General features: G+C 42.5%; 33 protein-coding genes. 8 read left to right on the forward strand and 25 right to left on the reverse strand.

Annotated features, from left to right (window positions below):
* Positions 1-4: 4 nt before the first annotated feature.
* Positions 5-994 carry a peptide ABC transporter ATP-binding protein gene (locus DRF63_RS00365; RefSeq protein WP_005595702.1) on the forward strand — a complete coding sequence of 330 codons (990 nt, stop codon included), beginning with the start codon at positions 5-7 and terminating at the stop codon, positions 992-994.
* A 72-nt stretch (positions 995-1,066) separates the two neighbouring features.
* Here the strand turns inward: DRF63_RS00365 and psiE are convergent, their stop codons facing one another.
* From psiE to exbB, 10 genes are all read right to left on the reverse strand, one after another.
* Positions 1,067-1,477, reverse strand: coding sequence for a phosphate-starvation-inducible protein PsiE (gene psiE / locus DRF63_RS00370; protein WP_005595704.1), 411 nt, complete (start codon positions 1,475-1,477; stop codon positions 1,067-1,069).
* A 77-nt stretch (positions 1,478-1,554) separates the two neighbouring features.
* Entirely contained in the window at positions 1,555-2,187 is a 633-nt protein-coding gene (locus tag DRF63_RS00375) for a hydrolase (RefSeq protein WP_005595707.1), read from the reverse strand.
* A gap of 54 nt (positions 2,188-2,241) precedes the next feature.
* Positions 2,242-2,586, reverse strand: coding sequence for a RidA family protein (locus tag DRF63_RS00380; RefSeq protein WP_005595710.1), 345 nt, complete (start codon positions 2,584-2,586; stop codon positions 2,242-2,244).
* Between the two features lie 86 nt (positions 2,587-2,672).
* Positions 2,673-3,710 carry a branched-chain amino acid aminotransferase gene (locus DRF63_RS00385; protein ID WP_005595712.1) on the reverse strand — a complete coding sequence of 346 codons (1,038 nt, stop codon included), beginning with the start codon at positions 3,708-3,710 and terminating at the stop codon, positions 2,673-2,675.
* Positions 3,711-3,851: 141 nt separating this feature from the next.
* Complete coding sequence (gene grxD / locus DRF63_RS00390; protein ID WP_005595713.1) at positions 3,852-4,184, reverse strand: Grx4 family monothiol glutaredoxin; 333 nt, start codon at positions 4,182-4,184, stop codon at positions 3,852-3,854.
* A 71-nt stretch (positions 4,185-4,255) separates the two neighbouring features.
* Positions 4,256-4,861, reverse strand: coding sequence for a recombination mediator RecR (recR, locus tag DRF63_RS00395; protein ID WP_005618700.1), 606 nt, complete (start codon positions 4,859-4,861; stop codon positions 4,256-4,258).
* Positions 4,862-4,931: 70 nt separating this feature from the next.
* Complete coding sequence (locus tag DRF63_RS00400; protein WP_005600053.1) at positions 4,932-5,261, reverse strand: YbaB/EbfC family nucleoid-associated protein; 330 nt, start codon at positions 5,259-5,261, stop codon at positions 4,932-4,934.
* 168 nt (positions 5,262-5,429) lie between these two features.
* A complete protein-coding gene (locus DRF63_RS00405; protein ID WP_005595716.1) occupies positions 5,430-6,287 on the reverse strand; it encodes an energy transducer TonB family protein in 858 nt (285 codons plus the stop codon).
* Positions 6,288-6,296: 9 nt separating this feature from the next.
* Positions 6,297-6,686: a TonB system transport protein ExbD gene (gene exbD / locus DRF63_RS00410; protein ID WP_005595717.1), complete on the reverse strand. Its 390-nt coding sequence runs from the start codon at positions 6,684-6,686 to the stop codon at positions 6,297-6,299.
* Positions 6,687-6,730: 44 nt separating this feature from the next.
* Positions 6,731-7,183: a TonB-system energizer ExbB gene (gene exbB / locus DRF63_RS00415; RefSeq protein WP_005595719.1), complete on the reverse strand. Its 453-nt coding sequence runs from the start codon at positions 7,181-7,183 to the stop codon at positions 6,731-6,733.
* A gap of 187 nt (positions 7,184-7,370) precedes the next feature.
* Here exbB and glpE point away from each other — a divergent pair, with 187 nt between their 5' ends.
* Positions 7,371-7,697 (forward strand): thiosulfate sulfurtransferase GlpE, encoded by a 327-nt coding sequence (glpE, locus tag DRF63_RS00420; protein ID WP_005595720.1) that lies wholly within the window; start codon positions 7,371-7,373, stop codon positions 7,695-7,697.
* A 43-nt stretch (positions 7,698-7,740) separates the two neighbouring features.
* Positions 7,741-8,586 carry a co-chaperone YbbN gene (locus DRF63_RS00425; protein ID WP_005595722.1) on the forward strand — a complete coding sequence of 282 codons (846 nt, stop codon included), beginning with the start codon at positions 7,741-7,743 and terminating at the stop codon, positions 8,584-8,586.
* A 73-nt stretch (positions 8,587-8,659) separates the two neighbouring features.
* Here DRF63_RS00425 and dhaM read toward each other — a convergent pair whose 3' ends face one another.
* From dhaM to dhaK, 3 genes are read right to left on the reverse strand one after another with little or no spacing between them, the layout of a single operon-like run.
* Complete coding sequence (gene dhaM / locus DRF63_RS00430) at positions 8,660-9,067, reverse strand: dihydroxyacetone kinase phosphoryl donor subunit DhaM (RefSeq protein WP_005595723.1); 408 nt, start codon at positions 9,065-9,067, stop codon at positions 8,660-8,662.
* Positions 9,068-9,075: 8 nt separating this feature from the next.
* A complete protein-coding gene (gene dhaL, locus DRF63_RS00435; RefSeq protein WP_005595724.1) occupies positions 9,076-9,702 on the reverse strand; it encodes a dihydroxyacetone kinase subunit DhaL in 627 nt (208 codons plus the stop codon).
* A gap of 1 nt (position 9,703) precedes the next feature.
* A complete protein-coding gene (gene dhaK / locus DRF63_RS00440) occupies positions 9,704-10,774 on the reverse strand; it encodes a dihydroxyacetone kinase subunit DhaK (protein WP_005595725.1) in 1,071 nt (356 codons plus the stop codon).
* A 169-nt stretch (positions 10,775-10,943) separates the two neighbouring features.
* Between dhaK and trxB the strand changes: the two genes are divergently transcribed.
* The 3 genes from trxB to DRF63_RS00455 all read left to right on the forward strand — a co-directional run bounded on the left by trxB (position 10,944) and on the right by DRF63_RS00455 (position 13,306).
* Positions 10,944-11,897, forward strand: coding sequence for a thioredoxin-disulfide reductase (gene trxB, locus DRF63_RS00445; RefSeq protein ID WP_005595726.1), 954 nt, complete (start codon positions 10,944-10,946; stop codon positions 11,895-11,897).
* Positions 11,898-12,004: 107 nt separating this feature from the next.
* Positions 12,005-12,757 (forward strand): 3-deoxy-manno-octulosonate cytidylyltransferase, encoded by a 753-nt coding sequence (gene kdsB / locus DRF63_RS00450; protein WP_043991695.1) that lies wholly within the window; start codon positions 12,005-12,007, stop codon positions 12,755-12,757.
* Positions 12,758-12,880: 123 nt separating this feature from the next.
* Positions 12,881-13,306: a YidB family protein gene (locus DRF63_RS00455; RefSeq protein ID WP_005595728.1), complete on the forward strand. Its 426-nt coding sequence runs from the start codon at positions 12,881-12,883 to the stop codon at positions 13,304-13,306.
* A 73-nt stretch (positions 13,307-13,379) separates the two neighbouring features.
* Here DRF63_RS00455 and nudC read toward each other — a convergent pair whose 3' ends face one another.
* Genes nudC through pepQ form a run of 5 tightly spaced genes read right to left on the reverse strand, consistent with a single transcriptional unit; the run spans position 13,380 to position 17,533 of the window.
* A complete protein-coding gene (gene nudC, locus DRF63_RS00460) occupies positions 13,380-14,168 on the reverse strand; it encodes an NAD(+) diphosphatase (RefSeq protein WP_005595729.1) in 789 nt (262 codons plus the stop codon).
* Positions 14,168-14,866 (reverse strand): pseudouridine synthase, encoded by a 699-nt coding sequence (locus DRF63_RS00465; protein ID WP_043947919.1) that lies wholly within the window; start codon positions 14,864-14,866, stop codon positions 14,168-14,170. The genes nudC and DRF63_RS00465 overlap by 1 nt, the downstream gene beginning before the upstream one ends.
* Positions 14,867-15,715 carry a DMT family transporter gene (locus tag DRF63_RS00470; RefSeq protein WP_005595732.1) on the reverse strand — a complete coding sequence of 283 codons (849 nt, stop codon included), beginning with the start codon at positions 15,713-15,715 and terminating at the stop codon, positions 14,867-14,869.
* Positions 15,715-16,179: an FxsA family protein gene (locus DRF63_RS00475; protein ID WP_005595735.1), complete on the reverse strand. Its 465-nt coding sequence runs from the start codon at positions 16,177-16,179 to the stop codon at positions 15,715-15,717. Before DRF63_RS00475 ends, DRF63_RS00470 begins: the two co-directional genes overlap by 1 nt.
* A 22-nt stretch (positions 16,180-16,201) precedes the next feature.
* Positions 16,202-17,533, reverse strand: coding sequence for a Xaa-Pro dipeptidase (pepQ, locus tag DRF63_RS00480; RefSeq protein WP_005595736.1), 1,332 nt, complete (start codon positions 17,531-17,533; stop codon positions 16,202-16,204).
* A gap of 23 nt (positions 17,534-17,556) precedes the next feature.
* Between pepQ and tusA the strand changes: the two genes are divergently transcribed.
* On the forward strand, positions 17,557-17,796 hold the full coding sequence (gene tusA / locus DRF63_RS00485; RefSeq protein ID WP_005603270.1) for a sulfurtransferase TusA: 240 nt from the start codon (positions 17,557-17,559) through the stop codon (positions 17,794-17,796).
* A gap of 49 nt (positions 17,797-17,845) precedes the next feature.
* On the opposite strand, the gene rraB is transcribed toward tusA, so the two are convergent.
* From rraB to ilvG, 7 genes are all read right to left on the reverse strand, one after another.
* Positions 17,846-18,286: a ribonuclease E inhibitor RraB gene (gene rraB / locus DRF63_RS00490; RefSeq protein ID WP_005595739.1), complete on the reverse strand. Its 441-nt coding sequence runs from the start codon at positions 18,284-18,286 to the stop codon at positions 17,846-17,848.
* Between the two features lies 1 nt (position 18,287).
* On the reverse strand, positions 18,288-18,908 hold the full coding sequence (yihA, locus tag DRF63_RS00495) for a ribosome biogenesis GTP-binding protein YihA/YsxC (protein ID WP_005595740.1): 621 nt from the start codon (positions 18,906-18,908) through the stop codon (positions 18,288-18,290).
* Between the two features lie 281 nt (positions 18,909-19,189).
* Positions 19,190-19,606, reverse strand: coding sequence for a DUF805 domain-containing protein (locus DRF63_RS00500; RefSeq protein ID WP_005595741.1), 417 nt, complete (start codon positions 19,604-19,606; stop codon positions 19,190-19,192).
* 37 nt (positions 19,607-19,643) lie between these two features.
* Entirely contained in the window at positions 19,644-20,474 is an 831-nt protein-coding gene (locus tag DRF63_RS00505) for a ZIP family metal transporter (protein WP_043991697.1), read from the reverse strand.
* 150 nt (positions 20,475-20,624) lie between these two features.
* Positions 20,625-22,460: a dihydroxy-acid dehydratase gene (gene ilvD, locus DRF63_RS00510; RefSeq protein WP_005595743.1), complete on the reverse strand. Its 1,836-nt coding sequence runs from the start codon at positions 22,458-22,460 to the stop codon at positions 20,625-20,627.
* Positions 22,461-22,576: 116 nt separating this feature from the next.
* Positions 22,577-22,795, reverse strand: coding sequence for an acetolactate synthase 2 small subunit (gene ilvM / locus DRF63_RS00515; RefSeq protein ID WP_005595744.1), 219 nt, complete (start codon positions 22,793-22,795; stop codon positions 22,577-22,579).
* A gap of 19 nt (positions 22,796-22,814) precedes the next feature.
* Entirely contained in the window at positions 22,815-24,467 is a 1,653-nt protein-coding gene (ilvG, locus tag DRF63_RS00520; RefSeq protein ID WP_005595745.1) for an acetolactate synthase 2 catalytic subunit, read from the reverse strand.
* A 399-nt stretch (positions 24,468-24,866) separates the two neighbouring features.
* On the opposite strand from ilvG, the gene nrfA reads away from it, so the two are divergent.
* Complete coding sequence (gene nrfA, locus DRF63_RS00525; RefSeq protein WP_005595746.1) at positions 24,867-26,378, forward strand: ammonia-forming nitrite reductase cytochrome c552 subunit; 1,512 nt, start codon at positions 24,867-24,869, stop codon at positions 26,376-26,378.
* The last annotated feature ends 20 nt before the right edge of the window (positions 26,379-26,398 follow it).

The following is a 26,398-nucleotide window of genomic DNA, read 5'->3' on the forward strand; positions in this document are numbered from 1 at the left end:
CGAAATGACTGATTTGCAAAAAAACGAACAAAACGCACCGCTTCTTGATGCGAAAAAGCTGAAAAAATATTATCTGGTTAAGCAAGGTTTATTTGCTAAACCGAAAACAGTTAAAGCGGTAGATGGCGTGTCATTCCAATTGGAACGAGGCAAAACATTAGCGGTGGTTGGCGAATCCGGCTGCGGTAAATCAACCTTGGGGCGAATGCTCACCATGATTGAAAGCCCGACTGAAGGTGAGCTGTTTTATAAAGGACAAAATTTCTTAGTCAATGATAAAGAAACTGCTGCATTACGCCGTAAGAAAATTCAGATTGTTTTTCAAAACCCTTATAGCTCGCTGAATCCACGTAAAAAAGTGGGCAGTATTTTAGAAGAGCCGTTATTAATTAATACCGATTTATCGGCGGCTGAGCGTAAAGCGAAAGTGTTGGAAATGATGAGTAAAGTCGGTTTAAAACCCGAGTTTTACGACCGCTATCCGCATATGTTTTCCGGCGGGCAACGCCAGCGTATTGCGATTGCCAGAGGCTTAATGCTCAATCCTGATATGGTCGTGGCGGATGAGCCGGTTTCGGCATTGGACGTATCGGTGCGTGCGCAGGTGCTTAATTTGATGATGGATCTGCAAGAGGATATGGGGCTTTCTTATGTTTTCATTTCGCACGATCTGTCGGTGGTTGAGCATATTGCCGATGAAGTGATGGTAATGTACTTAGGACGAGTGGTAGAACAAGGCGAAACCAAAGCGATTTTCAGCAATCCTCGTCATCCTTATACCCAAGCATTGCTTTCGGCGACACCTCGCTTAAATCCGGAACAACGTCGTGAGCGGATTAAATTAACCGGCGAATTACCCAGCCCGTTAAATCCGCCGAAAGGTTGTGCGTTCCACGCTCGTTGCCGTTTGGCGACTGAAAAATGTAAAGCGGAACAACCTCAATTAAAAAACTACGAAAACGGCACTAAAATCGCCTGTTTTATGGTGGAATAGTTAGTCTTAAGATAGCCAAGCGGTCGTTTCTTGCAAAAAATTTGCGAAAAACAACCGCTTGTTTTTTTATTATTAGATATTTCTCAATTTATCCGAATAAAGCACTAAGCAGAGTGCGATAACCATCAATAAGATTGCGCCGGCGAATAGAATCGTGTTCGTTGCACTTTCGTGATCGACAATAATCAAGCGTAACATGGCGGTGATCCCAGCATAAATAAAATAGCGTAAAGGGAAGTGGTAACCGCTCTTAAAATATTGTGAAATGAGTCCTAGGAAACCGAAGTAGAGAAAGAACATTACGATTTGTTCGGCAAGAGCATAAGGGACGGTCGCACCGCTGGTGATAATCATTACACATAGCCCATAGGTTACTTTAACCAGGGCAATAATGAGTACGATAGCTAAAATAATAAGTAATACGCTTAAGATATTACGTAATAATTTGGTAATTGTCTCGGGGAATTTTTCGCTGATATTCATTGTTTGTCCTTGTTATAAGAATTTAATTTATATTCTAAAATAATTATCGGACAATCGTAAAGTAAGAATCGTCGCAGTTATAAAAGTTGTCGAATGTTTTCGATGATATAGTCCATAATGGATTTGCCGGTATGTAATTTGTGTCTTAGCATACGTTGAGCATCCGAATGATGAATGTATAGCTTTTCGTTGATGTCAGGCTCATCGCTAAGGAGCCATTGACGACCTATTTGCGCCACAATATCCGAGAGATCCAAATCGTCGTTTTCCGCTTGAATATTTATCCAAAAGTCGGCAAGCGGCTTCGGTTCCGGATTTTTAAAAATATTTGACCCCATCCAAACCAGCGTACCTTCCCCAACCGGATCAAGTGTTGCAAGAATACGAACTCGGTAGCCTTTATCTTTTAGAATTCGCGCTAAATGCGTGGCATTCCAGCCGCCTAAACTGTGTCCGATAATGTAAATCAGATCTTGCGGCTGGATTTTGACTAAGACGTTTAACTCGATATCGCTTAAATAATAAACACGATTATAACTTAGAGAATGGAAATGAATATTAGCATGATGTGCTAAGTATTTTTTGACTTGGCGGGCTAATTTTTTTTGTGCAATCGTAATATTGTGCAGTGGCCCGACAAAGTAATAGGGTTCAAGGTCGGCGGCTCCGCCAATAAAGAAAATATGAGCGTGTCGATGAAATACTTTCATTTTCCCTCCTTTCAGGCTAAGCAAGGAGCGTAAGCAAATACTTACGCCTTGTTATTAAATGGCTGCAGTAACGACAATTTCAACCTTCCAATTCGGATTTGCCAGTCTTGCTTCCACCGCAGCACGTGGCGGCGCATTATTTTCCGCTGCCCATTCGTCCCAAGCACGGTTCATTTCATCATAATAAGCCATATTCGCAAGATAGACGGTCGCTATTAAGATCTTACTTTTATCGGTATTGGCTTTAGCTAAGCATTTATCAATTTCCGCCAATACTTGTTTGGTTTGTTGATAAGCGTCTTGGCTATCGTCCGTCGGCACTTGGCCTGCAAGATAAGCCACGCCGTTATAAATCGCGACTTCAGAGAAACGTTTACTGACATCAATACGTTGAATCATAATATTCCTTATGTTTGAAAGAAAACAAGCGGTAGAAATTTGCAAAAAAATTGCAAAATTTTACCGCTTGCATAGCTTAAATCGGCTTATTCTACTTTAACAATCCAGCCTTCCGGCGCTTCGACATCACCGAATTGGATACCGGTAAGTTCCGCATATAGGCGTTTTGTTACCGGGCCGACTTCCGTTTCCGAATAGAATACGTGGAAGTTATCTTTATGTTGAATACCGCCGACCGGTGTAATTACCGCCGCCGTACCGCAAGCACCGGCTTCAGCAAATTGATCCAATTGATCGATATATACGTCACCCTCAATCGTTTCCATACCTAAACGTTCTTTAGCAATATGTAATAACGAGTATTTGGTAATACTTGGTAAGATTGATTCAGACGCAGGAGTAATAAATTTATTGCCTTTGGTAATCCCGAAGAAGTTTGCCGCACCCACTTCTTCAATTTTGGTGTGAGTTTTCGGATCAAGGTAGATCGCATCGGCAAATTTACGGGTTGCCGTACCTTGTTGTACGGCTAATTCGTGCGGTAACAAACTTGCCGCATAGTTACCGCCGACTTTAACTCCGCCGGTTCCAACCGGTGCGGCACGGTCATAGTCGGTTGTGATGAAGTTGGACGGTGCTAAACCGCCTTTGAAATAAGCACCGACCGGACAGCAGAATACCGAGAAAATGTATTCCGGCGCCGCTTTCACTCCGATGTTATCACCCACGCCGATTAAGAACGGACGTAAGTAAAGCGTTGCACCCGAGCCGTACGGGCCTAACCAATCTTGGTTTGCTTTCACCACTTCTTTACAGGCGCGTACAAATAATTCGGTCGGCACTTCCGCCATTAATAAACGGCGAGCAGTGCCTTGCATACGTTTTGCATTCTCTTCAGGGCGGAATAAGTTAATAGAACCGTCTTTGCAGCGATAAGCTTTTAAGCCTTCGAAACATTGTTGACCGTAGTGAAGTGCGGTGGAACCTTCGTGAATATGGAGAGTGTTATCCGTGGTTAATTGACCTTCGTCCCATTTACCGTCTTTCCAGTGGGCGATGAAGCGATAATCCGTTTTGATATATGAGAAGCCTAAATTGGCCCAGTCTAAATCTTTTAAAGCCATGTTGTTGTGTCCTTATTGTTATGTATTACAAATGAATTTTTACATTGTAAGCCAAAAACGAATAAGAATGTAAGAGCAAAACGGCATTTTTTCGATAAAAAAGCCCAAGCGAATTGCTTGGGCTAACTGTTTGTAAAAGAATTAAGCGTGTTTTGCAGCCACTTCTTTTAATAAGGTTTGTAATTCGCCTTTTTGGAACATTTCTAACACGATGTCGCAACCTCCAACTAATTCGCCTTCCACCCATAATTGTGGGAAAGTCGGCCAGTTTGCGAATTTCGGTAACTCGGCACGAATATCCGGATTAGTTAAAATATCTACATAACCGAACGGCACTTGGCAGTTGATTACCGCTTCTACCGCACGTGCAGAGAAACCACATGAAGGGAATTTCGGTGAACCTTTCATATAAAGGAGAATTGAGTTTTCGCCGATTTGTTTTTTGATTTTTTCAATAGTATCGATAGTTTCCATGATAACCTCTAGTGATTAATACTTGAGTAATTGTATCAGACTTTTATGACTAGCCAAATAACCTTTTCGCCTTATAACGAAATATCTCGTCTGCCGGCAAAAGAGTGGGAAAGGGTCGTACCGTCCACCATTTCTAATGAACCGCCGACCGGAATCCCATGCGCAATTCGAGTTACTTTCACGTTGTGAATGCGGCACATTTCCGCAATATAGTTGGCGGTGGCATCACCTTCAATGGTCGGATTGGTAGCTAGAATAACTTCGTGAAAAGATTCGTTTTCTAAACGGCTTTGTAACAAATCCAAGCCGATTTCTCTCGGTCCGATACCGTCTAGCGGTGAAAGATGTCCCATTAATACGAAATAACGTCCCGAAAACTGTCCGGTTTGTTCAATCGCTTGAATATCTTCCGGCATTTCTACTACGCAAAGCTGACCGCTCATTTGGCGACGAGGATTTTTACAAATATTGCATTCGTCTTCTTCGGTAAAAGTACGGCAAGAACGGCAATGACCGATATGCGTCATCGCTTCATTTAAGGCTTTGGATAAATTGATACCGCCGGAACGATTGCGTTGCAATAAATGATACGCCATACGTTGTGCGGATTTCGGACCGACGCCGGGTAATGCACGTAGGGCTTCCATCAGATTTTCGAGTAAAGGGCTAATTTGCATAAATAGAAACGGATAGTTGAAAATTAATAATGGATAGCCGCAATAAAGCGAACTATCCATTATCGCTAAATTAGAATGGGAATTTCATGCCCGGCGGTAATTGCATGCCGGCGGTCACGCTTGCCATTTTTTCTTTTTGCATTTCTTCCGCACGGCGAACGGCATCATTGAATGCGGCAGCGACTAAATCTTCCACCATCTCTTTATCGTCTTCCATTAATGACGGATCGATTTCGATACGACGGCAATTATGTGCGCCATTGATCGTTACTTTGACTAAACCCGCACCGGATTCGCCGGTGACTTCAAGCTGTGCGATTTCTTCTTGCATTTTCTGCATACGCTCTTGCATTTGCTGAGCTTGTTTCATTAAACCGCCTAAGCCGCCTTTTCCAAACATTATATTTTCCTCAATTTGTATAATAAAAATAGAAACGGTTTATTTTACTTAAGCACTCCGCTTTAGGCAAGCGGTTATCTTTTGTCGATTTTTTGCAACAAGTAAGCTAAAAACGACCGCTTGGCTTAAGTAAAAATAAGCTCCCTTACGGGAGCTTATTGACAAGATTTATTCAATCGAGAATTTCACCGGAACGGTCACATTACTCGGGAATCCCGCCGGCGGCGGTGAAACTTTCGTGCTTTGTGCCGCTTTGACCGCCGCATTATCAAGATTACCGTTACCGGAACTGTTTAACACTTTGACATTGATTAACTCGCCGGAAGAGGATACGGTAAAACCGATAGTAACCACGCCCGTTTTGCGCATCATTTTTTCTCGAGTCGGATAAGCGTTATTGGCTCGGCGTTGTAATGCACGTTGTAATGCCGCTTTATACGCACCGATTTCACTTCCGGAAGCTCCGCTACCACTACCGCCTACCGCACCGTTTTGTGAACCGTTGGCGGAAAGACCGTTCGGATTACCTTCCGGTTTACCGTTTGGAATACCTGCACGTAATTGAGTGCCTTGTACCGCATTAGGAATCGCTTTGGCGACAATACCTTGTTTTGCTTCAGGACCTTTTTCTAACGCCTTAATCGGTTTATCTTTTACTTTCTCTTTTTTAGGTTTTTCTTTTTCTTTAGGCTTTGGCGGTTCTTTCGGTTTTGGTTTTTCCTTAGGCTTTTCCTTCGGTTTTTCTTTCGGCTTAGGCTGAGGTTTAAGTTCTGGAATAGCTTCCGCTTCAGGCTCCGGTTCCGGCTCGACTTCGACTTTCTCCGGCTCCGGCGGTGCCGGCTCTTCTTGTGCGACGGCAACTTGAGGTTGTTCCAAAAGTGCGGCGACTAACTCCATAGACATCGTTTCTTCTTGGGGTAAATCATCGGAATGAGAATGGGTTACCATAGAGGCTAAACCGCCGAAAATAGCGGTATGGATAAGAATGGAGCCGGTTAAACCGATACGAGAATGTTTTTTCTTCATACTCGTATCCTATTTCTTCGAGGTATCTTTTTTGGTCACGATAGCGACATTCTTAATTTCATTCGCAGAGAGAACATCAGTCAGTTCGACAAATTTTTCAAAGGCTACCGCACCGTCCACTTTTAAGGTTACTTTTTGGGTTTTATCCCAAGTTGCAATCTCGCTCGTGAGTGCTTCTTTGGTAATCGGCTGATCGTTGAAATAAAACTCGTTGTTTTCGGTAATCGTCAGAAGTTTTGCCAATTCGTCCGCTTTCATCGCTTGAGTTGTGGTCGCTTTCGGAATATTAACCGGAATTTTTCCTTGAGAAATAAATGAAGCGGTTACCAACACGATAGCCAGTAATACCAACATAATGTCGATAAAGGGAATAATATTAATTTCGTCAAATTTTTTCATAAGAAGCCTGATTGAGTTGCAAAAAATAAGTGAAATTTGACCGCTTATTGATTGGCTTTACGAGCTTGAATCGCTTGCCATTTAAGTTTGCTTTCATCCACTTTACGGTTAAAACCGCTGTAGAACATCATTGCCGGAATAGCGACTAAGATACCGGCTGCGGTTGCTTTTAATGCAAGCGAAAGGTGAACCATAATGGATGCGGCGTCAATATCACCGCCGGAATGCCCTAAATGATAGAAGGTAAGTAAGATCCCTAATACGGTTCCTAATAAACCGATATAAGGGGCGTTGGCACCGATAGTGGAAATGGTGGTTAAATTGCGAGTGGTATCAATTTCCAAATCTTGTAGCGTGTCATATTTGGTCACATCCAATTGTTTGTAGAAAAGTACGCGTTCAATAATTTTCCATACCAACACAACACTCATTAATAGTAATAAGCCTAAAATAATATAATCAACATGACCTTGTAAAAGTTCAAGCATTTGTTCCATAAAATCCTCGGAAACAGTCTAAAAGAAGCAAACAGTGAGTTCTGTATAATGAAAATGGTTTGCAATTATACTAAGTAAGTCAGAAAATTCAACTCGTAATAATAGGTATTCTCGTTTATTTTTGTAAACGTCTTATGGTATAGTCGATTAATTTTATTTGGTTTATTTTTCTTATTGAGCATGAAATATGAGTGAAACATTTACTGAGATCAGCCCGCATCAGGCGTGGGAATTAATCGAAAACGAAGGTGCGACTTTAGCGGATATTCGTGATGGACGTCGTTATGCCTATAGCCATCCGCAAGATGCGTTCCATTTAACTAATGAAAGCTACGGGCGTTTTTTAGATGAAGTGGATTATGAAGAACCGGTCATCGTCATGTGCTATCACGGCGTGAGCAGTCGTAATACCGCACAATTTTTAGTCGAACAGGGTTTTGATCGCGTATATAGCGTGAAAGGCGGTTTCGACGGTTGGGAAAGAAGCGGTTTACCGATTGAAACGGCTTACTAAAAATAAAGTATAATTTGCCGATTTTTTAGATTAGGAAAAGAGTATGAATTATTTTGTCAATGTTACCGAAAGTAATTTTAGTGAAGTGTGGAATGCGGCGACACAAGTGCCGGTCGTGTTTAATTTTATCTCGCCGAGAGAAGTGGCTTCATTGGAAATGGATTCATTATTACGCCGGTTGGCGGATGAAAATCCGGCACAATTTTTATTGGCAACCGTGAATTGTGACGAACAACAAGCATTGGCAGCTCAATTTAGAATTCAAACGATTCCGACCATGTATCTTTTTTCTGGCGGGCAACCGGTTGATATGATTCAAGGGGCAATTTCCGAGCAAGAAATGCGAGTGCGTTTAGCCAATATTTTACCGAAAGAAGAAGAGCTTAAATTTAATCAAGCTTTAGAATTGCTGCAAGATCAGTGTTATGAAGAAGCGTTACCGCTACTCAAATCGGCATGGGAAATGACCGATAAGAAAAACAGTGATTTCGCATTGCTTTATGCGGAAACATTTATCGTGATGAAGAAAGTGGAAGAGGCTCGTGAAATCTTAAAGCAAATTCCGATTCAAGATCGTGATAGTCGTTGGAACGGTTTACAGGCACAGATCGAGTTGTTAGAACAAGCAAACGAATCACCTGAATTACAGCAATTACAAGCAGATTATGCAAATAACAAAACTCCGGAAATTGCGATTCGTTTAGCAAATCAGTTACATCAAGCACATAAAAATGAAGAGGCGTTAGTGCTATTGTTTGATTGGCTAAAAGCCGATTTAAATAGTGCAAACGGCGAAGTTAAAAGCCAATTTTTAGCGATTCTTTCCGCTTTGGGTAATGATCCTGTTGTGCCGAAATTTAGACGTCAGCTTTATTCATTGCTCTATTAATCGTATTTGAAGCAAAAAATGAGGCGGAAGAGTTACTCCGCCTCATTTTTTATTGGGTAAATTTTTCAGAAAATTAGACCGCTTGTTGCTGCTTTAATGCAGCTGCTTCATTTGCTTCTTGTAATACTGAAGCTAAATCATCACCTCCGGCAGCAGCGACTGCTGCAGCGAATGCGCCTTCAACCAACGGCGCATAGCTAATTACCACTTTTTCCGCTTTTTCAGGCTCAAGTAAATCAATCGCGGTTTCCGCGCTTAAAATCGCACTGCCGAGATCGACAAAAATTAACACGCCGTCTTCGCTGAATACGTCTTCAATTGCATTCATAATTTTTACTGCATCCGTACCAATCGGATTATCCGGATCATCGATACCGGCTGCGACTGCGATTTTGCACGAACCTTGTGCCATTTGGCGGGTAATTTCCGCTACGCCTTCTCCAAGCTGTTTACTATGCGAAACAATCACTAAATTAACCATCACTACTCCTATTTAACCGCATCAGCTAAAGCTTTGATTAAATAATAGCTTGATGTTGCGCCGGGATCCGCATGACCAACGCTACGTTCGCCTAAATAGCTGGCTCGCCCTTTTTTAGCTGTCATCGGCACGGTGGCTTTTGCAAAATTTTCGGCTTTTTCGACCGCTTGATTAAGTAGAACGGCTTCAGGCTGAGAGTGATCCGCTTGGGCTAATTCATCAAGCAACGGAAGCCAAACGTCACACAGAGTTTTATCACCCGGTTCTGCACGCCCACGCGCAATAATGCCTTCCACGCCGGCTTTGAAGATGCTAACAAGTTCTTCAAAAGTTAGTTGTTCTTTACCGTTAGCAACTTGTGAACCTTTGATAAATAAAGTGCCGTATAAAGGCCCGCTTGCACCGCCGACTTGAGAGAGTAACGTCATACCGACCGTTTTTAAGATCGTACCGATATCTTTATCGCTTACGGTAGCAATTTTTTCTAACGCCTTACTAAAGCCTCGTTGCATATTTAAACCGTGATCGCCGTCACCGATTTCGGTATCCAACTGTGTGAGAAAATCTCGTTGCTCAGTCATCACCTGATTACAATTTTCAAGCCATTGTAGGATTTGTTGTTTTGAAATCGCCATCTTATTCTCCCCAACGTAATGCCGGCGTATTAACCGGTGCATCCCAAAGTGCTAAGGTTTCATCATCGACTTTTAGTAAGGTAATAGAAACACCTTGCATATCGAGTGAGGTACAGAATGAACCGACCAAATTACGCTCAATCGTTAAACCGAATTGTTCACAACAATCGGCAAGCACATTGTAAACACCATATAATTCTGAAAGCGGTACCGCACCTAAGTTATTCACTAACGCAATCACACGATCGCCTTTTTGTAACGCTTGTTTTTTATCTAACACTTCGTTCCATTGTTGAGTGTCGTTATCCCAACGGCGTACAGTACGCTCATAATCGCCGTGTGCGATGAGTGTTTCAAACATTTGGCGTACGGTTTTATCGAGGTTCTCAAACGGACGGCGTTCAATGCCCGGTTCGCCGTGAATTCCTACACCAAATTCCATTTCGTTTTCGGCTAAAGTGAAAGACGGTTTACCGGCTGCAGGTACGGTACAAGCGCCAAGCGCAACACCAATCGAATGACCTGCATTATTTAATTTGTAACCGAGTTCGGCTAATTGCGATAAGTTGTAACCTTTATCTGCCGCTGCGCCTAATAGTTTTTCTAATAACACTGTGTTAGCAACGCCGCGGCGACCGGCGGTATATAAGCTGTCTTTGACCGCTACGTCATCATCAATTAATACGGTTGCAACTTTTACCCCACTATCGGCAAGAAGTTCGGTTGCGGTTTCAAAATTTAAAACGTCACCGGTATAATTTTTAATAAGTAATAACACGCCTTCGCCGCTATCGACATTTAAACCGCATTCAAACATTTGATCCGGTGTCGGAGAAGTAAAAATCGCACCCGGACAAGCACCGTCTAACATTCCCTTACCCACAAAACCGGCGTGCATCGGCTCGTGTCCGCTCCCGCCACCGGAAATCAATGCTACTTTACCGGCAACCGGTGCATCAGCTCGGCGTACATAAGTCGGCTCGGTATTCAGAGTAATAGTAGGATGTGCTTTGGCAAAACCGGCTAACTGTTCCTGTAAGACAGTTTCGATTGAATTGATAAGTTTTTTCATCGGTGTTTATCCTTTTAAAAGAAGAATTTGTCCCAATTTAACCAAAATTCGAGGCGAATTTCTGTTAGTTACTTCACAAAATCGAAAAAAATATGAGTGAAAACGAAAATAGAGTTACAACTAAATTTACGCTAAAATAGCAACGATATTTATTAATAAGGATTACATAATGACAGTTAAACACGCAAAACTTTTAATTTTAGGTTCAGGCCCGGCGGGCTATACCGCAGCCGTTTACGCCGCTCGTGCGAATTTAAATCCGGTATTAGTTACAGGTATGCAACAAGGCGGTCAATTAACTACTACCGATGAAATTGAAAACTGGCCGGGCGAGTATGAGCATACTACCGGTACCGGTTTAATGGATAAAATGCTGAAACACGCTGAAAAATTTAATACGGAAATCGTTTTCGACCACATCAATAGCGTAGATTTATCAAAGCGTCCGTTTACTTTAAAAGGCGATATTAATACCTTCACCTGTGATGCGTTAATTATCGCAACCGGTGCATCGGCAAAATATTTAGGTTTACCTTCTGAAGAAGCTTTTAAAGGCAAAGGCGTATCGGCTTGTGCGACTTGTGACGGTTTCTTCTATCGTAACAAACCGGTTGCGGTTGTTGGCGGCGGTAATACTGCGGTTGAAGAAGCGTTATATTTAGCCAATATCGCTAGTGAAGTGCATTTAGTGCATCGCCGTGACAGCTTCCGTGCCGAGAAAATTTTATTAGGCCGCTTACAGAAACGCGTGGAAGAAGGCAAAATTATTCTTCACACTGACAGAACGGTCGAAGAAGTGTTAGGCGATAATATGGGCGTAACCGGTGTGCGTTTAGCTTCAACCAAAGACGAGAGCAAAGAAGAAATTAAAGTGGATGGTTTCTTTGTCGCAATCGGTCACGCACCGAATACTGCCATTTTTGACGGTCAGCTTGAATTGGATAACGGTTACATTAAAGTGAAATCGGGCTTAGAAGGCAATGCGACTGCAACTAGTGTAGAAGGCGTATTTGCTGCCGGTGACGTTATGGATCATAACTATCGCCAAGCAATCACTTCAGCAGGCACAGGCTGTATGGCTGCGTTAGATGCAGAACGTTTCTTAGATGCGTTAGAAGCCTAAAGATTTTTACGGAATATTAGCTCCATTCAAACAAGCGGTTAAATTTCACAAGAATTTTGCTATGTTGATTCGATAGGATGTTCCGTGTTTTTTATAAAGGAAATTGTATGAATTTTACTGTGATTATTCCGGCACGTTACGCTTCAAGCCGCTTACCTCGTAAACCGTTGTTAGATATTGCCGGTAAGCCGATGATTCAGCACGTATGGGAAAAAGCGCAACAAGCCGGTGCAACACGGGTGATTATTGCGACCGACCATCCGGAGATTGAAGCAACCGCCAAAGCATTTGGCGCGGAAGTGTGCATGACTTCGGATCAACATAATTCAGGTACGGAACGTTTAGCGGAAGTGATTGAAAAGATGCAGATTGCCGATGATGAAATTATCGTGAATGTACAAGGTGATGAGCCGTTGATCCCGCCGGTGATCGTCTCGCAAGTGGCAGAAAATTTAGATCGTTGCCAAGTGAATATGGCGACATTAGCGGTAAAATTAACCACCAAAGAAGAACTTTTCAATCCGAATGCCGTCAAAGCGCTGGCAGATAAAAACGGTATGGCACTCTATTTCTCTCGTGCGCCGATTCCGTTTGCCCGTGATCATTTCGCAGACTGTGATGACGCTTTTGTCGCAAGCCAGAATTACTTACGCCATATCGGTATCTACGCATACTGTGCCGGCTTTGTGAAACAATACGTCGCTTGGCAGCCGACCCAATTAGAACAATTGGAATCGTTAGAGCAACTACGTGCGTTATGGTACGGAGAAAAAATTCATATCGAACTTGCTAAACAGGCACCTCAAGTGGGGGTGGATACGCAAGAAGATTTGGAACGTGTTCGCCGAATTCTGGCTTAGAATCGGCGGAAACAAGCGGTCAAAATTGCAAAAAACTTTGCAAATCGGACCGCTTAATTATCTAGGCTGAGTAGCAACTCAGTAAATAAAAACGTGCTTAGGCACATTTCTCGGAGTAAACCTATGTTAGGAAACATTTTAGGCTCAATCGCATCATCCGTATTAAGTGGCGGTAACGGCAATCAATCAACAGCACTTCAATTAATTCAAGCGTTACTACAATCTCAAGGTGGCGTTGAAGGCGTAATCGCTAAATTACAACAAGGCGGTTTAGACGATTTATTAAAAACGTGGATTAGTGCGGATGAAGAAAACGCACCGGTATCCGGCGAGCAAATCGCAAATGTATTCGGCCAAGAAAATCTGCAAGCGGCGGCACAAGAAGCTGGCGTAGAAGAAAAAGATGCGGGTGATTTATTAGCGGAGTTTTTACCAAAAATCGTTGATACATTAACACCAGACGGTCAATTACCGGATCTACAAAACTTAAATACCAACGACCTATTAGCCCAAGCGGCAAAAGGCGTATTAGGTAAATTATTTAGCTAATCTTAAAACAACAGGGAGAATTTAATTCTCCCTGTTTTTGTTTAGGCTTAATTAGCCCTTTATAAAATTATTGTTATCCTTCCTCTCGACAAATCTTCAGCGTTTCTTTGATTAGCTCCAATGCAATCGTGCCTTCCGGTGGCAGTTCCGGAAGTGGTTGATCGCAATCGAACCATTTGGCATCGAAGATTTCTTCCTCTTGTAGCGTGATTTCTCCGCTATCATAATCGGCGAGAAAACTTAACATCAGTGAGTTAGGGAATGCCCACGGTTGGCTGCCGAAATAGCGGATATTTTTGATTTTTAAGCCGCTTTCTTCCCATACTTCACGTTGAACGGTGGTTTCGATCGCTTCACCGGCTTCGACAAAACCGGCCAATGTGGTGTAAATCGTACCTTTATGACGCAGATGGTTGGCGAGTAAAATTTGTCGTCCACGGCGTACCGCCACGATAATAGACGGGCTGATAGTCGGGTAGCTACGATGTTGGCAATTTGGGCAATGAATCGCTATTTCGTTATCAGCAAGTTCGGTGTGAGCACCACATTTACCACAGAATTTATGCGTATTGAGGAAATGATTAAGTGAAACGGCTCGGTGTAATAGGTGAGCTAATTCCTCTGGGAGAGCAATCTGTGAGCGTAGGTTCACCATGGTAAAATTTTGTAGATTTTCGACCGCTTGCTCATTCAATTGTACTAGAAAAACCGGTGAGTTTTGGTATTCTCCAACCTGTAATTTAGCAAAGCCGACTAGACCTAATTGTTCGGCTGTACCGAAAGGAATTTCATCATCTTTTAAAGCAAGATCAAAATGATGTACTAATACCCAATAACTTTTCATATTTGCTCCCGAAATCATTAAATTTTTAAGTCAATTTGTTGAAATAATTGGCGTTTTTCTTTTTCATCTAAAACTCGATATTCACCGCTATTTAACTCGCCTAGCTGAAATTGTCCTAAACCGATACGGATTAAGCGTAGGGTCGGAAAGCCGATGTGTGCGGTCATTCGGCGTACTTGGCGGTTTTTCCCTTCGTGGATTTTTAGCTCAATCCAACTAGTTGGAATGGTTTTTCGTTCTCGAATTTTTGGGGCGGTTTGCCATTCATAATTCGGGGCGGAAATCGCTTTCGCTTTTGCCGGCTTGGTTAAGCCGTCTTTCAATTCAACACCTTTCTCTAACTTAGCTAAATCCGCAGCTTGCGGAATACCTTCCACCTGTGCGAGATAAGTTTTTTGCTTTTCAAATTTAGGATTTGCTAGGCGGTGCTGAATTTCACCGTTATTAGTCAGTAACAATAAGCCTTCGCTGTCACGATCTAAACGGCCGACCGGATAAATCTGTGGAATCGGAATAAAATCTTTCAGCGTTTGTCGCCCTTGTTCATCAGTGAATTGGGTTAGCACGTCAAACGGCTTGTTAAACAATACAACCACAGTATCTTCAAACGAAAGCTGTGGTTTAAGCGGTCGTTTTTTGGTTCTATTTTGCAAGTTCGGTTTGTTTGTTGCGGAACGAGCTTTATTTTTTTGATTAAATTTAGCTTTAAACATCATTTATTTCTTTAAGTTAGCCCAAGCGACCGAGAGTAAAATAATCGCACCGCCAATCAACATTGTTAATGTCGGTACTTCGTTAAAACATAGCCACGCAATTGCAATCGCATATACCGGCTCAAGCGAGATAATCATCGAAGCGGTACGAGCGTTAATCGTATCGAGGCTGGAAACAAACAGCGTGTATGCCAATGTGGTACAGAAAAAGCCGATACAGAAAATCCAAAACCAATCGAGGGCGGATGCATTGAGTAAGCCTTTGGCTGAAAAAGGTAACAGGATCAGCATTGCCACTAAATATTGCCACCAGCTCGTTTGTGTGCCGGATAATTTGCTCATGTTTTTCCGGTTTACAATTGCTAATATGCCATAGACTAAAGCGGATAAAACGCCCCATAAAAGCCCTAATGTCGCTTGATTGCCAAAAGTAAATTCCGGTGTGACCAATATTAAGCCGATAGTAATCGCAATTAATAAAAAGCCCTCTCGATAACTGAGTTTTTCTCTAAAAAAGAGCATTTCAAATAATGCGACAAAAGCAGGAAAGCTGGCGAAGCCTAAGGTGGCTAAGGCGACACCACCTACTTGCACCGCAGTAAAAAAGGTGACCCAATGAGCGGCAAGTAATACGCCGGACAATATTTGGCTAAATAACTCTCGGCGAGTGAGTTTTACAAGCGCTTGTTTTTTCCATATAAAATACAAAGAGATACAAACAAGCGCAATCATCACTCGCCCAAGCACAAGTGTATCCGGGCTGCTTTTAATTAATGCACCAAAAATACCGGAAGCACCAAAAAAGATGGCGGTAAAATGCACTTTCAATAGTGCGAGCGAATGTTTATCCACTATTTAATCCATTTGTCTTGATCTTGTTTGCGTTCAAATTCGGCATCAAACGTATTGTTATCTTGCTGTGAAAATTGACCGCTTGAAAAATAGCTAAAGCGTGCTCTTGCTTTAAAGAAACGCATCAAATAGCGTTCGGCAATATGACGAGTTACCGGCAACATTAATAAAATCGCAATAATATCGCTTAAAAAACCGGGAATAATTAAAAAAATGCCGGCTAAAATAAACAGGAGCGAGCCGATCACCGCTTGGGTCGGGATTTTGCCTTGACTTAATTCGTTACGTACGGAATAAATGGCGTAGATACCGCGTAATTTCACAAACCATAAGCCTAGTGCGGAAATACCGATCAGTAACAAAATCAGCGGTAACACCCCGATTTGTGATCCGATTGAGACCAATAATGAGATCTCGAAGTAGATATACAGAAAAATGCCGAATAAAATAAAAAGAAATGGCATAGCAGTTCCTTATTTGAATGCTTTAATGATCGGAAAGTTGAAGTTCAATTTCCGCTTTTTGGGTTAAATTCTCCGCGCCTTGCGAACGCATTACAATATTGTCTTCGGTACGGATGCCGCCGAATTGTTTAAATTCAGCGATCTTTTGCCAATTAATATGACGTGCAAGCGGGCTATTTTGCAACGGATTCAGCAACATATCAATGAAATAGAAGCCCGGTTCAATTGTCAGCACCATATTTTCAGCCAAATCACGGGTACAACGCAGGCTTGGGTAAACCTCCGGTGGCGATTTGCGAGTGCCACGAGGATTTTGTTGGAAGCCGGCGGCATCGTGTACTTGTAGCCCAAGCAAATGCCCTAAACCGTGTGGCAAAAAGGCTCTCGAAATTCCTTCTTCAAAAATTTGTTCCGGTGTAAGACGAACAAAATCATATTCGTATAACATTTCGGCAATCCATTGTTGCATTTGCGTATGATAGCTTAGATAGTTCACGCCCACAGTGAGTTGATCGATAATGCGATATTTGTATTGCTCCATTTGCTTAATCATTGCCGCAAATTCGCTATTAGGATCAGCCGCATAAGTACGAGTAATATCGGAGGCATAACCATGTATGGTTGCACCGGCATCGATCAGAAAACTCTGCTGTTGCGGATTAGGGGCGTAATCAAGCTGAGTATAGTGCAAAATAGCCGAATGTTGATTAATGGCAACAATATTGCCGTAAGGCACGTTTAAATCGGATTGCTGACTGGCTTTTAGATAAGCGAGGTTAATTTCAAACTCACTTTTCCCCTCAAAAAAGGCTTGTTTTGCCGCCTGATGCCCTTTTAACGCCGCAAGTTGTGCTTGATAGATTGCTTCGATTTCAAATTCACTTTTAATTGAACGTTCAAAATGGAACTGATTCAGCACTTTTTGCGGATTGATTTGGTTAAAACCGAGCGATTCTGCCAAGTTTTCATCTTCACCGATAAAGGTGCAAGCGGTCGGATTTTGGATAAATTTTGCAATTTCTTGGCTATCTTGCAAAATCACCCATTGAAATTCATCGGCAAAGAACGCATCTGTCGGAGCAACCGGCGGTGTATGCCAATAATCGTTCGGTGCATAGAAATAGACGGTCGGTTTATTTTTACCGTCTAAAAACAACCAGCAATTTTCTGCTGTCGGAAAAGGGAATAAGTAGTTAAAATGCGGGTTTATTTTAAAGGGGGCGGTTTGATCATCTAAAAAATGATAGCGAGCTGTGCCGGAATGAATCCATAAACCGCTGAGAAAATTAGTTTCTAAAATCGTTTGAACGACTTGTTGTAGTCGCTTGATATGTTGTGTAAATAATTGTTTCATAAGATAAAAAATAAGAGAAAAATATGACAGATATAAAAATTGACCAAACACTAGATACACTTGGGCTACGTTGTCCGGAGCCGGTAATGCTTACACGCAAAACCATTCGCAATATGGCGGAAGGTGAGGTGTTATTAATTGTGGCGGATGATCCTGCCACTACGAGAGATATTCCGAGCTTCTGCGAATTTATGGATCACCAATTGCTAAATAGCGAAACGGAAAATACCCCGTATCGTTATTGGGTCAAAAAAGGGCTTTAAGCACAATAAAATAATCCCCCACACAAATGTATGGGGGATTTTTTAACTATTAGTGACGTGTAATTTCTTCTTGGTCAAACTCGAAATCTTCATCTTGGTCATCAAAGAATTCGCCGTCTTCACCGTATTCATCATCTTCCGCATTCGGATCTTCAAAATAAGTGCCCCAGCCTTCATATTCCGCACCGACTTTTTCAATCAGCGGCAGTAATTCTTTTTGTTGGGCGGTAATGATGTCGGCATTTAAATTGACTTCGCTCACGATATCGCACACGAAGATCACTTTACCGTTCTCTTCTTCCACTTCTTCCGCTTCGGAAATTTCATAGCCGAGTTTATAAGCATCAACTACTAATTTTTCCAGTTTATCAAAATCACGGTGTGCCACGTGGTGTTCGATAATATAAAGTGCTTCCGGATCCGAACCGTCGTTTAATAGGTTTTCGATGATCTCGTCCGTTTCTTGGCGTAATTCGTTTAAATCGTACATATTATGCTCCTTGATTGAGGAATTGCTCGGCAAACCAGCTATCCAATTTACCGGAAAGTTTATCGATACCGACTTTGTTTAAAGCGGAATAGGCTTCGACTTGAATATCGCCTTGGAACGGTAAAATCGCTTCTCGCACCATTTTTACCGTTTTACTTCTTGCGCTTTGGCTGAGTTTATCCGCTTTGGTTAATAGCAATAACACCGGTAATTGTGCGGATACCGCCCATTCGATCATCTGTTGGTCGAGATCTTTTAACGGGTGACGAATGTCCATTAGGATTACCACACCGCGTAAGCATTCACGTTTTTGTAGGTATTCGCCTAACGCTTTTTGCCATTGGAGCTTCATTTGCTCAGGTACCGCGGCATAACCGTATCCCGGTAAATCGACCAGTTTACAATTCGGCTCGACTTCAAATAAGTTAATTAACTGAGTACGTCCCGGTGTTTTTGAAGTTCTTGCTAAGTTTTTTTGGTTGGTTAATGCATTGAGAGCAGTAGATTTACCGGCATTTGAACGACCGGCGAAGGCAATTTCCACACCATTGTCTTCCGGTAAATGACGGATATCCGGTGCGGAAGTTAAAAAATGAGTTTTGTGATAGTTTAGTTTGAGCATTATTAGTATTTCTTTTTTAAATTAAAAATAAATTTTTTTCCTACTTTCTTTGCGTTGCTAAAGAAAGTCTATTAGACAGTCTGGATTCCCTTCTGAACCGCCTGAGCGTGTTGCAATTTTTAGGAACATTTTTCTTGAGCGAAGCGAATCTAGAATGTTCCGTTAAGCAAATTTCAACTAAGCGAAGATAAGCGGTGAAGTAGGGTTGCCTTTCTTTTGGTTACTTTTCTTTGGCAACGCAAAGAAAATTAACCTAATATGATTTATAGTGCTAGGTTAAGCTATCTAAGTTTTATACTTAACCCCTTTTCCCCATACCGGTTTGCTTGCGGATTACCTTTAAATACACCCCATTCCAGCAACAGCATAGTACCGATAAACATCGGCATCATTATCCCCAATAGCCATTGCATCGTGCCTTGCGCGGAAAGCGATACACCATAGCACACAACCGGCACAAATGCCATGATAACCGCTTTACCGGAGCGGTTACGATCGTGTAGGCGTTTAATAATCACCGCAGATAAACTGTATAGCGATAATACAAGCGGAAGCAAACTGCTCAGATTGAAAGCGGTCGAATTTAACCAAAAATTTGCAACCATAAATAAGAAAATAAAGTTAATCGCAAAGCCGATCCAAAAGCCTTGGCGGTTAAGCCGCCCTTGAAACGAAAACAGTGCCTTATACCAAATCATATCAATCCTTTTTAGATGAAGCGTTATGTTCGGTAGCTTAGCCTAAAGCCACGTCCAATACCATCATAATTACAAATCCCACCATTAAGCCCAAGGTAGCGATATCGGTATTGCCGCCGCTTTGCGATTCGGGAATTAGCTCTTCCACCACCACGAAAATCATCGCTCCGGCAGCGAATGCAAGCGCATAAGGTAGAATTACCGTCATAGAAAGCACGAATGCGGCGCCGATAACGGCGGCAATTGGTTCGACAATCGCGGACATCGCTCCCCATAAAAAGGCTTGTTTACGGCTTTTGCCTTCGCCTCGAATCGGTAAAGATAGTGATGACCCTTCCGGAATATTTTGTAAACCGATACCGATAGCCAAGCCGATTGCCCCGGTGAGCATCGCTTGATGATCGGCTACATTTGAAGCTAAAGCACCGAATGTCACCCCGAGAGCAAGCCCTTCCGGAATATTGTGAATAGTAATAGCTAAGAAAAGTAGCATACTTTTAGATAAGCCCTGTTTAAATTTAGGCATACCTTCCGCATCGGTAAGCGGTTTGCTTAAATGTAAATGCGGGACGATTTTATCGATCATCCGTAAGAAAAAACCGCCGGCAAGGAAACCGACCGCAGCCGGTAGCCACGCAAGCGAACCGTAACTCGGTTCGGCATATTCCAGCGCAGGGGCGAGTAACGACCAAAACGAAGCGGCAATCATCACACCGGCGGCAAAGCCCATCATCACGTCCAATAATTTTCGGTTTACCGTTTTAAAAAAATAGACAAAAGCCGCACCGAAAATAGTACAGCCCCAAGTAAACAAACCGGCGATAAAGGCTTGTAAAATCGGGTTCAGCGATAAAAACAGATCAAACATTTGCATTCCTAATAAAGAGATCTCAAACGGAGATCAAAAAGCGGTCGAATTTGCTCGAATTTTTGCAAATTATTTTGCAATTTTCTAGCGAAATTTGACCGCTTTTATTAGTTTTAATCAATAGATTTTATAAGTTTTGATGAATGACCTTTACAGTTTGGTTTTATCACGTACCGCACCTTTGTCGGCAGAGGTTGCGAAGTGACCAAACATTTTTAACGCCATCGAAACTTCACGTTGGCGATTTGCCGGTTTCCAGCCTTTCGTATCTTGTTCCGCTCTGCGTACCGCTAATTCTTCATCCGAAACTAAAAGTTGAATTGAGCGGTTCGGAATATCGATCGCAATTTTATCACCGTCACGGACTAAACCGATGGTACCGCCGGAAGCCGCTTCCGGTGAACAGTGTCCGATAGATAAACCCGATGTACCGCCGGAGAAACGACCGTCGGTTAATAGCGCACATTCTTTACCTAAACCGATGGATTTTAAGTAAGTGGTCGGATACAACATTTCTTGCATACCCGGGCCGCCTTTCGGGCCTTCGTAACGAATAATTACTACGTGACCGGCGCGCACTTTACCGCCTAAAATACCTTCCACCGCTTCTTCTTGGCTTTCAAACACAATCGCATCACCGGTGAATTTTAAGATGGATTCATCTACACCGGCAGTTTTTACGATACAGCCGTCCAGAGCGATATTACCGGTCAGCATTGCTAAACCGCCGTCTTGGCTATAAGCAAATTCTTTTGAACGGATACAACCGTTTTGACGGTCGTCATCTACCGTATCCCAACGGCAATCTTGTGAGAATGCTTTAGTGGTACGAATCCCCGCAGGGCCGGCACGGAAGAATTTATGCACCGCTTCGTCTTTGGTTAAGGTTATGTCGTATTTCGCAATCTGTTCGCCGATCGTCATACCTAATACGGTACGAGTATCAGAATGTAATAAATCGGCACGCTCAAGTTCGCCTAAAATCGCCATAATACCGCCGGCACGGTGTACGTCTTCCATATGGTATTTATTGGTATTCGGTGCAACTTTCGATAAACACGGCACTTTACGTGATAAGCGGTCGATATCCGCCATAGTGAAATCCACTTCCGCTTCTTGTGCTGCGGCTAATAAGTGTAAAACCGTATTGGTTGAACCGCCCATTGCGATATCTAAGCTCATTGCGTTTTCAAATGCCGCTTTGGTTGCGATTGAACGTGGTAATACGCTAGCATCGTCTTGTTCGTAATAACGTTTGCAAAGCTCAACGATTTGACGGCCGGCAGTTAAGAATAATTCTTTACGGTCGGCGTGGGTGGCTAACATTGAACCGTTACCCGGTAAAGATAAACCTAACGCTTCGGTTAAGCAGTTCATTGAGTTGGCGGTAAACATACCTGAGCATGAACCGCAAGTCGGGCAAGCGGATTTTTCAATCGCATCTACGTCATCGTCACACACGGTTTTGTCGGCGCTTTTCATCATTGCATCAACTAAGTCTAATTTGATGAGCTGATCGGATAATTTGGTTTTACCCGCTTCCATCGGACCGCCTGACACAAATACCGCCGGAATATTTAAGCGCATTGCCGCCATTAACATTCCCGGAGTGATTTTGTCACAGTTTGAAATACATACCATCGCATCGGCACAGTGCGCATTGACCATATATTCCACCGAGTCGGCGATTAAATCACGGCTTGGTAAGGAATAAAGCATACCGCCGTGACCCATTGCGATACCGTCGTCCACCGCAATGGTATTAAATTCTTTTGCGACACCGCCGGCTGCTTCGATTTGTTCGGCAACCAGTTTACCCATATCACGTAAGTGGACGTGACCCGGTACAAATTGGGTAAATGAGTTTACCACGGCGATAATCGGTTTGCCGAATTCGTTTTCTTTCATTCCTGTTGCACGCCATAATGCACGTGCGCCTGCCATATTGCGACCTTGCGTTGAGGTTGCAGAACGTAAAATAGGCATATATTTCTCCAAATTAGGGTATGTTGTGTTTCGTTATTCGGTAAGCGGTTCGATTTGTCGATAAATTTGTAAAAACTGATAAAATCAGACCGCTTATCCGATTTATTTTTTATAGATTATTCGATGACGGTAACATCAATCAATTTACTTAATTGATGCGTCAATAATTCAATGGCACGCTCGCTTTGTACGCTTAGTGTGATTTCAAATTGATTTCCGTTATTCTGAGCACTTAATGTCACGACTTCAAAGCCGCGATGGCGTACAACACGTAAAATACGCTCCAGCGTTTCAGGACGTTTTTCCGCTTTAAGCGTTAAATCATAACGTTGCATTTCTTCATTCTCCTCAATCCTAAATCTCATCATCCAGCATATCCGCATTACACGCACCCGGCGGCACAAGCGGCCATACGTTATCTTCTTCCGGAATACAAACGTGTAATAGATAAGCTCCTTTAGCATTGAGTAAACGATCTAACGCATCGGATACTTCACTTGCTTTTTCGATTCGTTCACCTTGAATACCGAATGCTGAAGCTAATACGACAAAATCAGGATTGTCGTCTAAAATAGTATTACTGTGGCGACCGTGGAAGAAAAGCGATTGCCATTGGCGCACCATACCTAAGCGTTGGTTATCAAGTAAGAGGATCTTAACCGGTAAATGACCGCGTTTAAGCGTACCTAATTCTTGGATATTCATCATAATCGAACCGTCACCGGTAACTAAAATCACCGGATCTTGCGGACGAGCCTTAACCGCACCAACCGCAGCCGGTAAACCGAAGCCCATCGAGCCGAAACCTGCCGAAGTGATGAAGTTTTCCGGGGCGAAATGTTGTAAATGTTGTGCTGACCACATTTGGTGCTGACCGACATCGGTAGTAATAATCGCATTTTTCGGTTTACGCTGAGAAAGCGTATTCAGTAACGCTTTCGCATTAATATCGCCTTCGCCCGCATTATCAACATATTGGAAATCCAAATCCGCTTTTAAGCGTTTTACGTCTTCACGCCAAGGATCAATATCTAGCGGTTGCGCTAATGTATTAACCGCTTCAACTAAATCGCCTCGTAGCGCAACTTCCACTTTGCGTAATTTATTAATCTCGGCAATATCAATATCAATATGAATCACTTTAGCGTGTGGGGCGAAAGTATCCAATTTACCGGTTACACGGTCGTCAAAACGCGCACCGCATGCGATTAAAAGATCACATTCTTGTACTGCGTAGTTTGCCGCTTTAGTACCGTGCATACCAATCATACCCATATAAAGCGGATCATCAATGGTAATTGTGCCTAATCCTTTTAATGTTGATACGGACGGAATATTTGTGACTTTTAGGAAATTTCTGACCGCTTGCACACCGCCAGCCATACCGACACCGCCCCCGACATAAAGTACCGGACGTTTGGCATTTGCCAGCAATGTTTTCGCTTCGTTTAATAAGTCTTGATTTTGCGCTTCAACCGCTTGTTTTTCATAAACGATAGGTTTTGCTGAGGTCAGTGCAAGTTGAATATCGCGCGGAATATCCACTAATACCGGACCGGGGCGACCGCTTTGCGCGATTTGGAAGGCACGTGCGATGATTTCCGGTAATTCTTCGATATTTTGCACGATAAAGCTGTGTTTGGTACAAGCGAGAGATAAGCCTAATACGTCTGATTCTTGGAACGCATCGGTACCGATTAAATGACTTGCCACTTGTCCGGTAATTGCGACGACCGGAATCGAATCTAACGCCGCATCGCCCAAGCCGGTAATTAAATTGGTTGCGCCGGGGCCGGATGTTGCGATACAAACGCCGACTTTACCGGTCGCACGAGCGTAACCGATAGCCGCCATCGCCGCACCTTGTTCGTTGCGTACTAATAAGTGATCTAATCCTGAGTCGTAAATCGCATCGTAGGTAGGCATGATTGCACCGCCCGGATAACCGAAAAGGGTAGTCACTCCGTGCGCTTTGAGGCTTTCTATGACCAAATTTGCACCATTCATGATGTTGTGTCCTTCTTTAATATTGTTATGTAGTTGAATCTATAGCGTGAAAGGGTTTATTGATAACATAGATTTTCGCTTTTTTAAACCTTAATCAAAAAAATAATTTTATTTAATGAAGAAAATCCTAATAAAAAGTTATGTGACGGATAAAAATCGGCAGGGATTTAATTTATATATGGCGATTAATAAAAATAGTTACTATTTGAGTAAGAAAGACTGTAACACTAAAGAGGTATTTGTAGGAATTTTGTTGATTTATTTCAATAAAAGTTAAGATTCGTCTGGCTAACCCCCTTTATTTTATTTTATGCTCATGCGTGAAACTTAAATGTTTATCTTATTGTTTTTAATAAGAAAAACTCTCATTTCTATCAGGCATTTTGTGGGGGACACAACGTGAAACGTTTAACTAAAAACCTAGCAATGGCAACCATTGCAATGTTGGGATGTTTATCATCAGCAGCATGGGCGGAAGAAAAACCGGCTCAAACACCATCTTTAACCGATAAAGCTTTAAAACATGAAAAACTAGGAGTGGTAGTAGAATCAGCAAACCATAAATTTGCTGAAAAATATCCGCTTCAATATAACTCATGGAAAGCAACTTCAGAATCAACCGACCGTGGTAGTGCTTTAGCGGCGGATCCTCGCTACGTTGTGTTATGGGCGGGTTATGCATTTGCAAAAGACTATAACAAACCTCGTGGTCACTATTATGCTATAACAGATGTACGTGAAATTTTACGTACTGGTGCGCCGAAAGATGAGAATGATGGTCCACAGCCAATGGCTTGTTGGACATGTAAAGGTCCTGATGTTGCACGTTTAATCGAAGAAAAAGGTGAACGTGGTTATTTTGATCCTAAATGGGCGAAATACGGTGCGGAAATCGTAAACTCAATCGGTTGTGCAGACTGTCATGACACAACATCGAAAGAGTTTGAAGAAGGCAAACCTGCATTACGTGTTGCTCGTCCACATGTATTACGTGCGTTAGAAACTGTAGGTTGGAAATTTGAAGACTTAGATAAACATGGCAAACGTACCGCAGTATGTGCAAACTGCCACGTAGAGTACTACTTCAAAGGCAAAACAGACGTAACTTTCCCATGGGATAAAGGTGTAGATGTAGATAGCATTGAGAAATACTACGATGAAATTCAATTTGCTGACTGGACTCACGCATTATCTAAAGCACCAATGTTAAAAACTCAGCACCCGGATTTTGAAATCTGGTCGCAAGGTGTTCATGGTAAAAACGGCGTAACTTGTATTGACTGCCATATGCCGAAAGTGAAAGATAAAGACGGTAAAGTTTATACGGATCATAAAATCGGTAACCCGTTCGATCAATTTGACGCAACGTGTAAAACTTGTCACGAACAAAGCAAAGAAACACTTGAGAAACGTGTGAAAGAACATAAACACCAAGTGAAAGAAGCAATGATTCGTTTAGAAGATCAATTAGTGAAAGCGCACTTTGAAGCGAAAGCAGCTTGGGAAGCAGGTGCAACTCAAGAAGAGATGAAAGATATCTTAACTGCAATTCGTCACGCTCAATGGCGTTGGGATTACTCAGCAGCAGGTCACGGTAGCCATATGCATGCACCTGATGTAATGCTTCACGTAATCGCATCAGGTATCGACCGTGCAGCGGATGCGCGTGCGCAATTAGGTGTCGTATTAGCGAAACACGGCGTGACAGCACCGGTAGCAATTCCTGATATCTCTACTAAAGAAAAAGCACAAAAAGCGATTGGTTTAGATATTCCTAAAGATCAAGCTGCGAAAGACGAATTCTTACGTACAGTTGTTCCACAATGGGATGCGGAAGCACGTAAAAAAGGCTTATTACCTGCAGAAGAAGAACCAAAAGCAGTTGTAGCACCAAAAGCAGAAGCGAAATAATAGAAGCTTGAGGTGAAATT

Origin of the sequence: Actinobacillus pleuropneumoniae, assembly GCF_003290385.1 — a bacterium.
Lineage (GTDB): Bacteria > Pseudomonadota > Gammaproteobacteria > Enterobacterales > Pasteurellaceae > Actinobacillus > Actinobacillus lignieresii.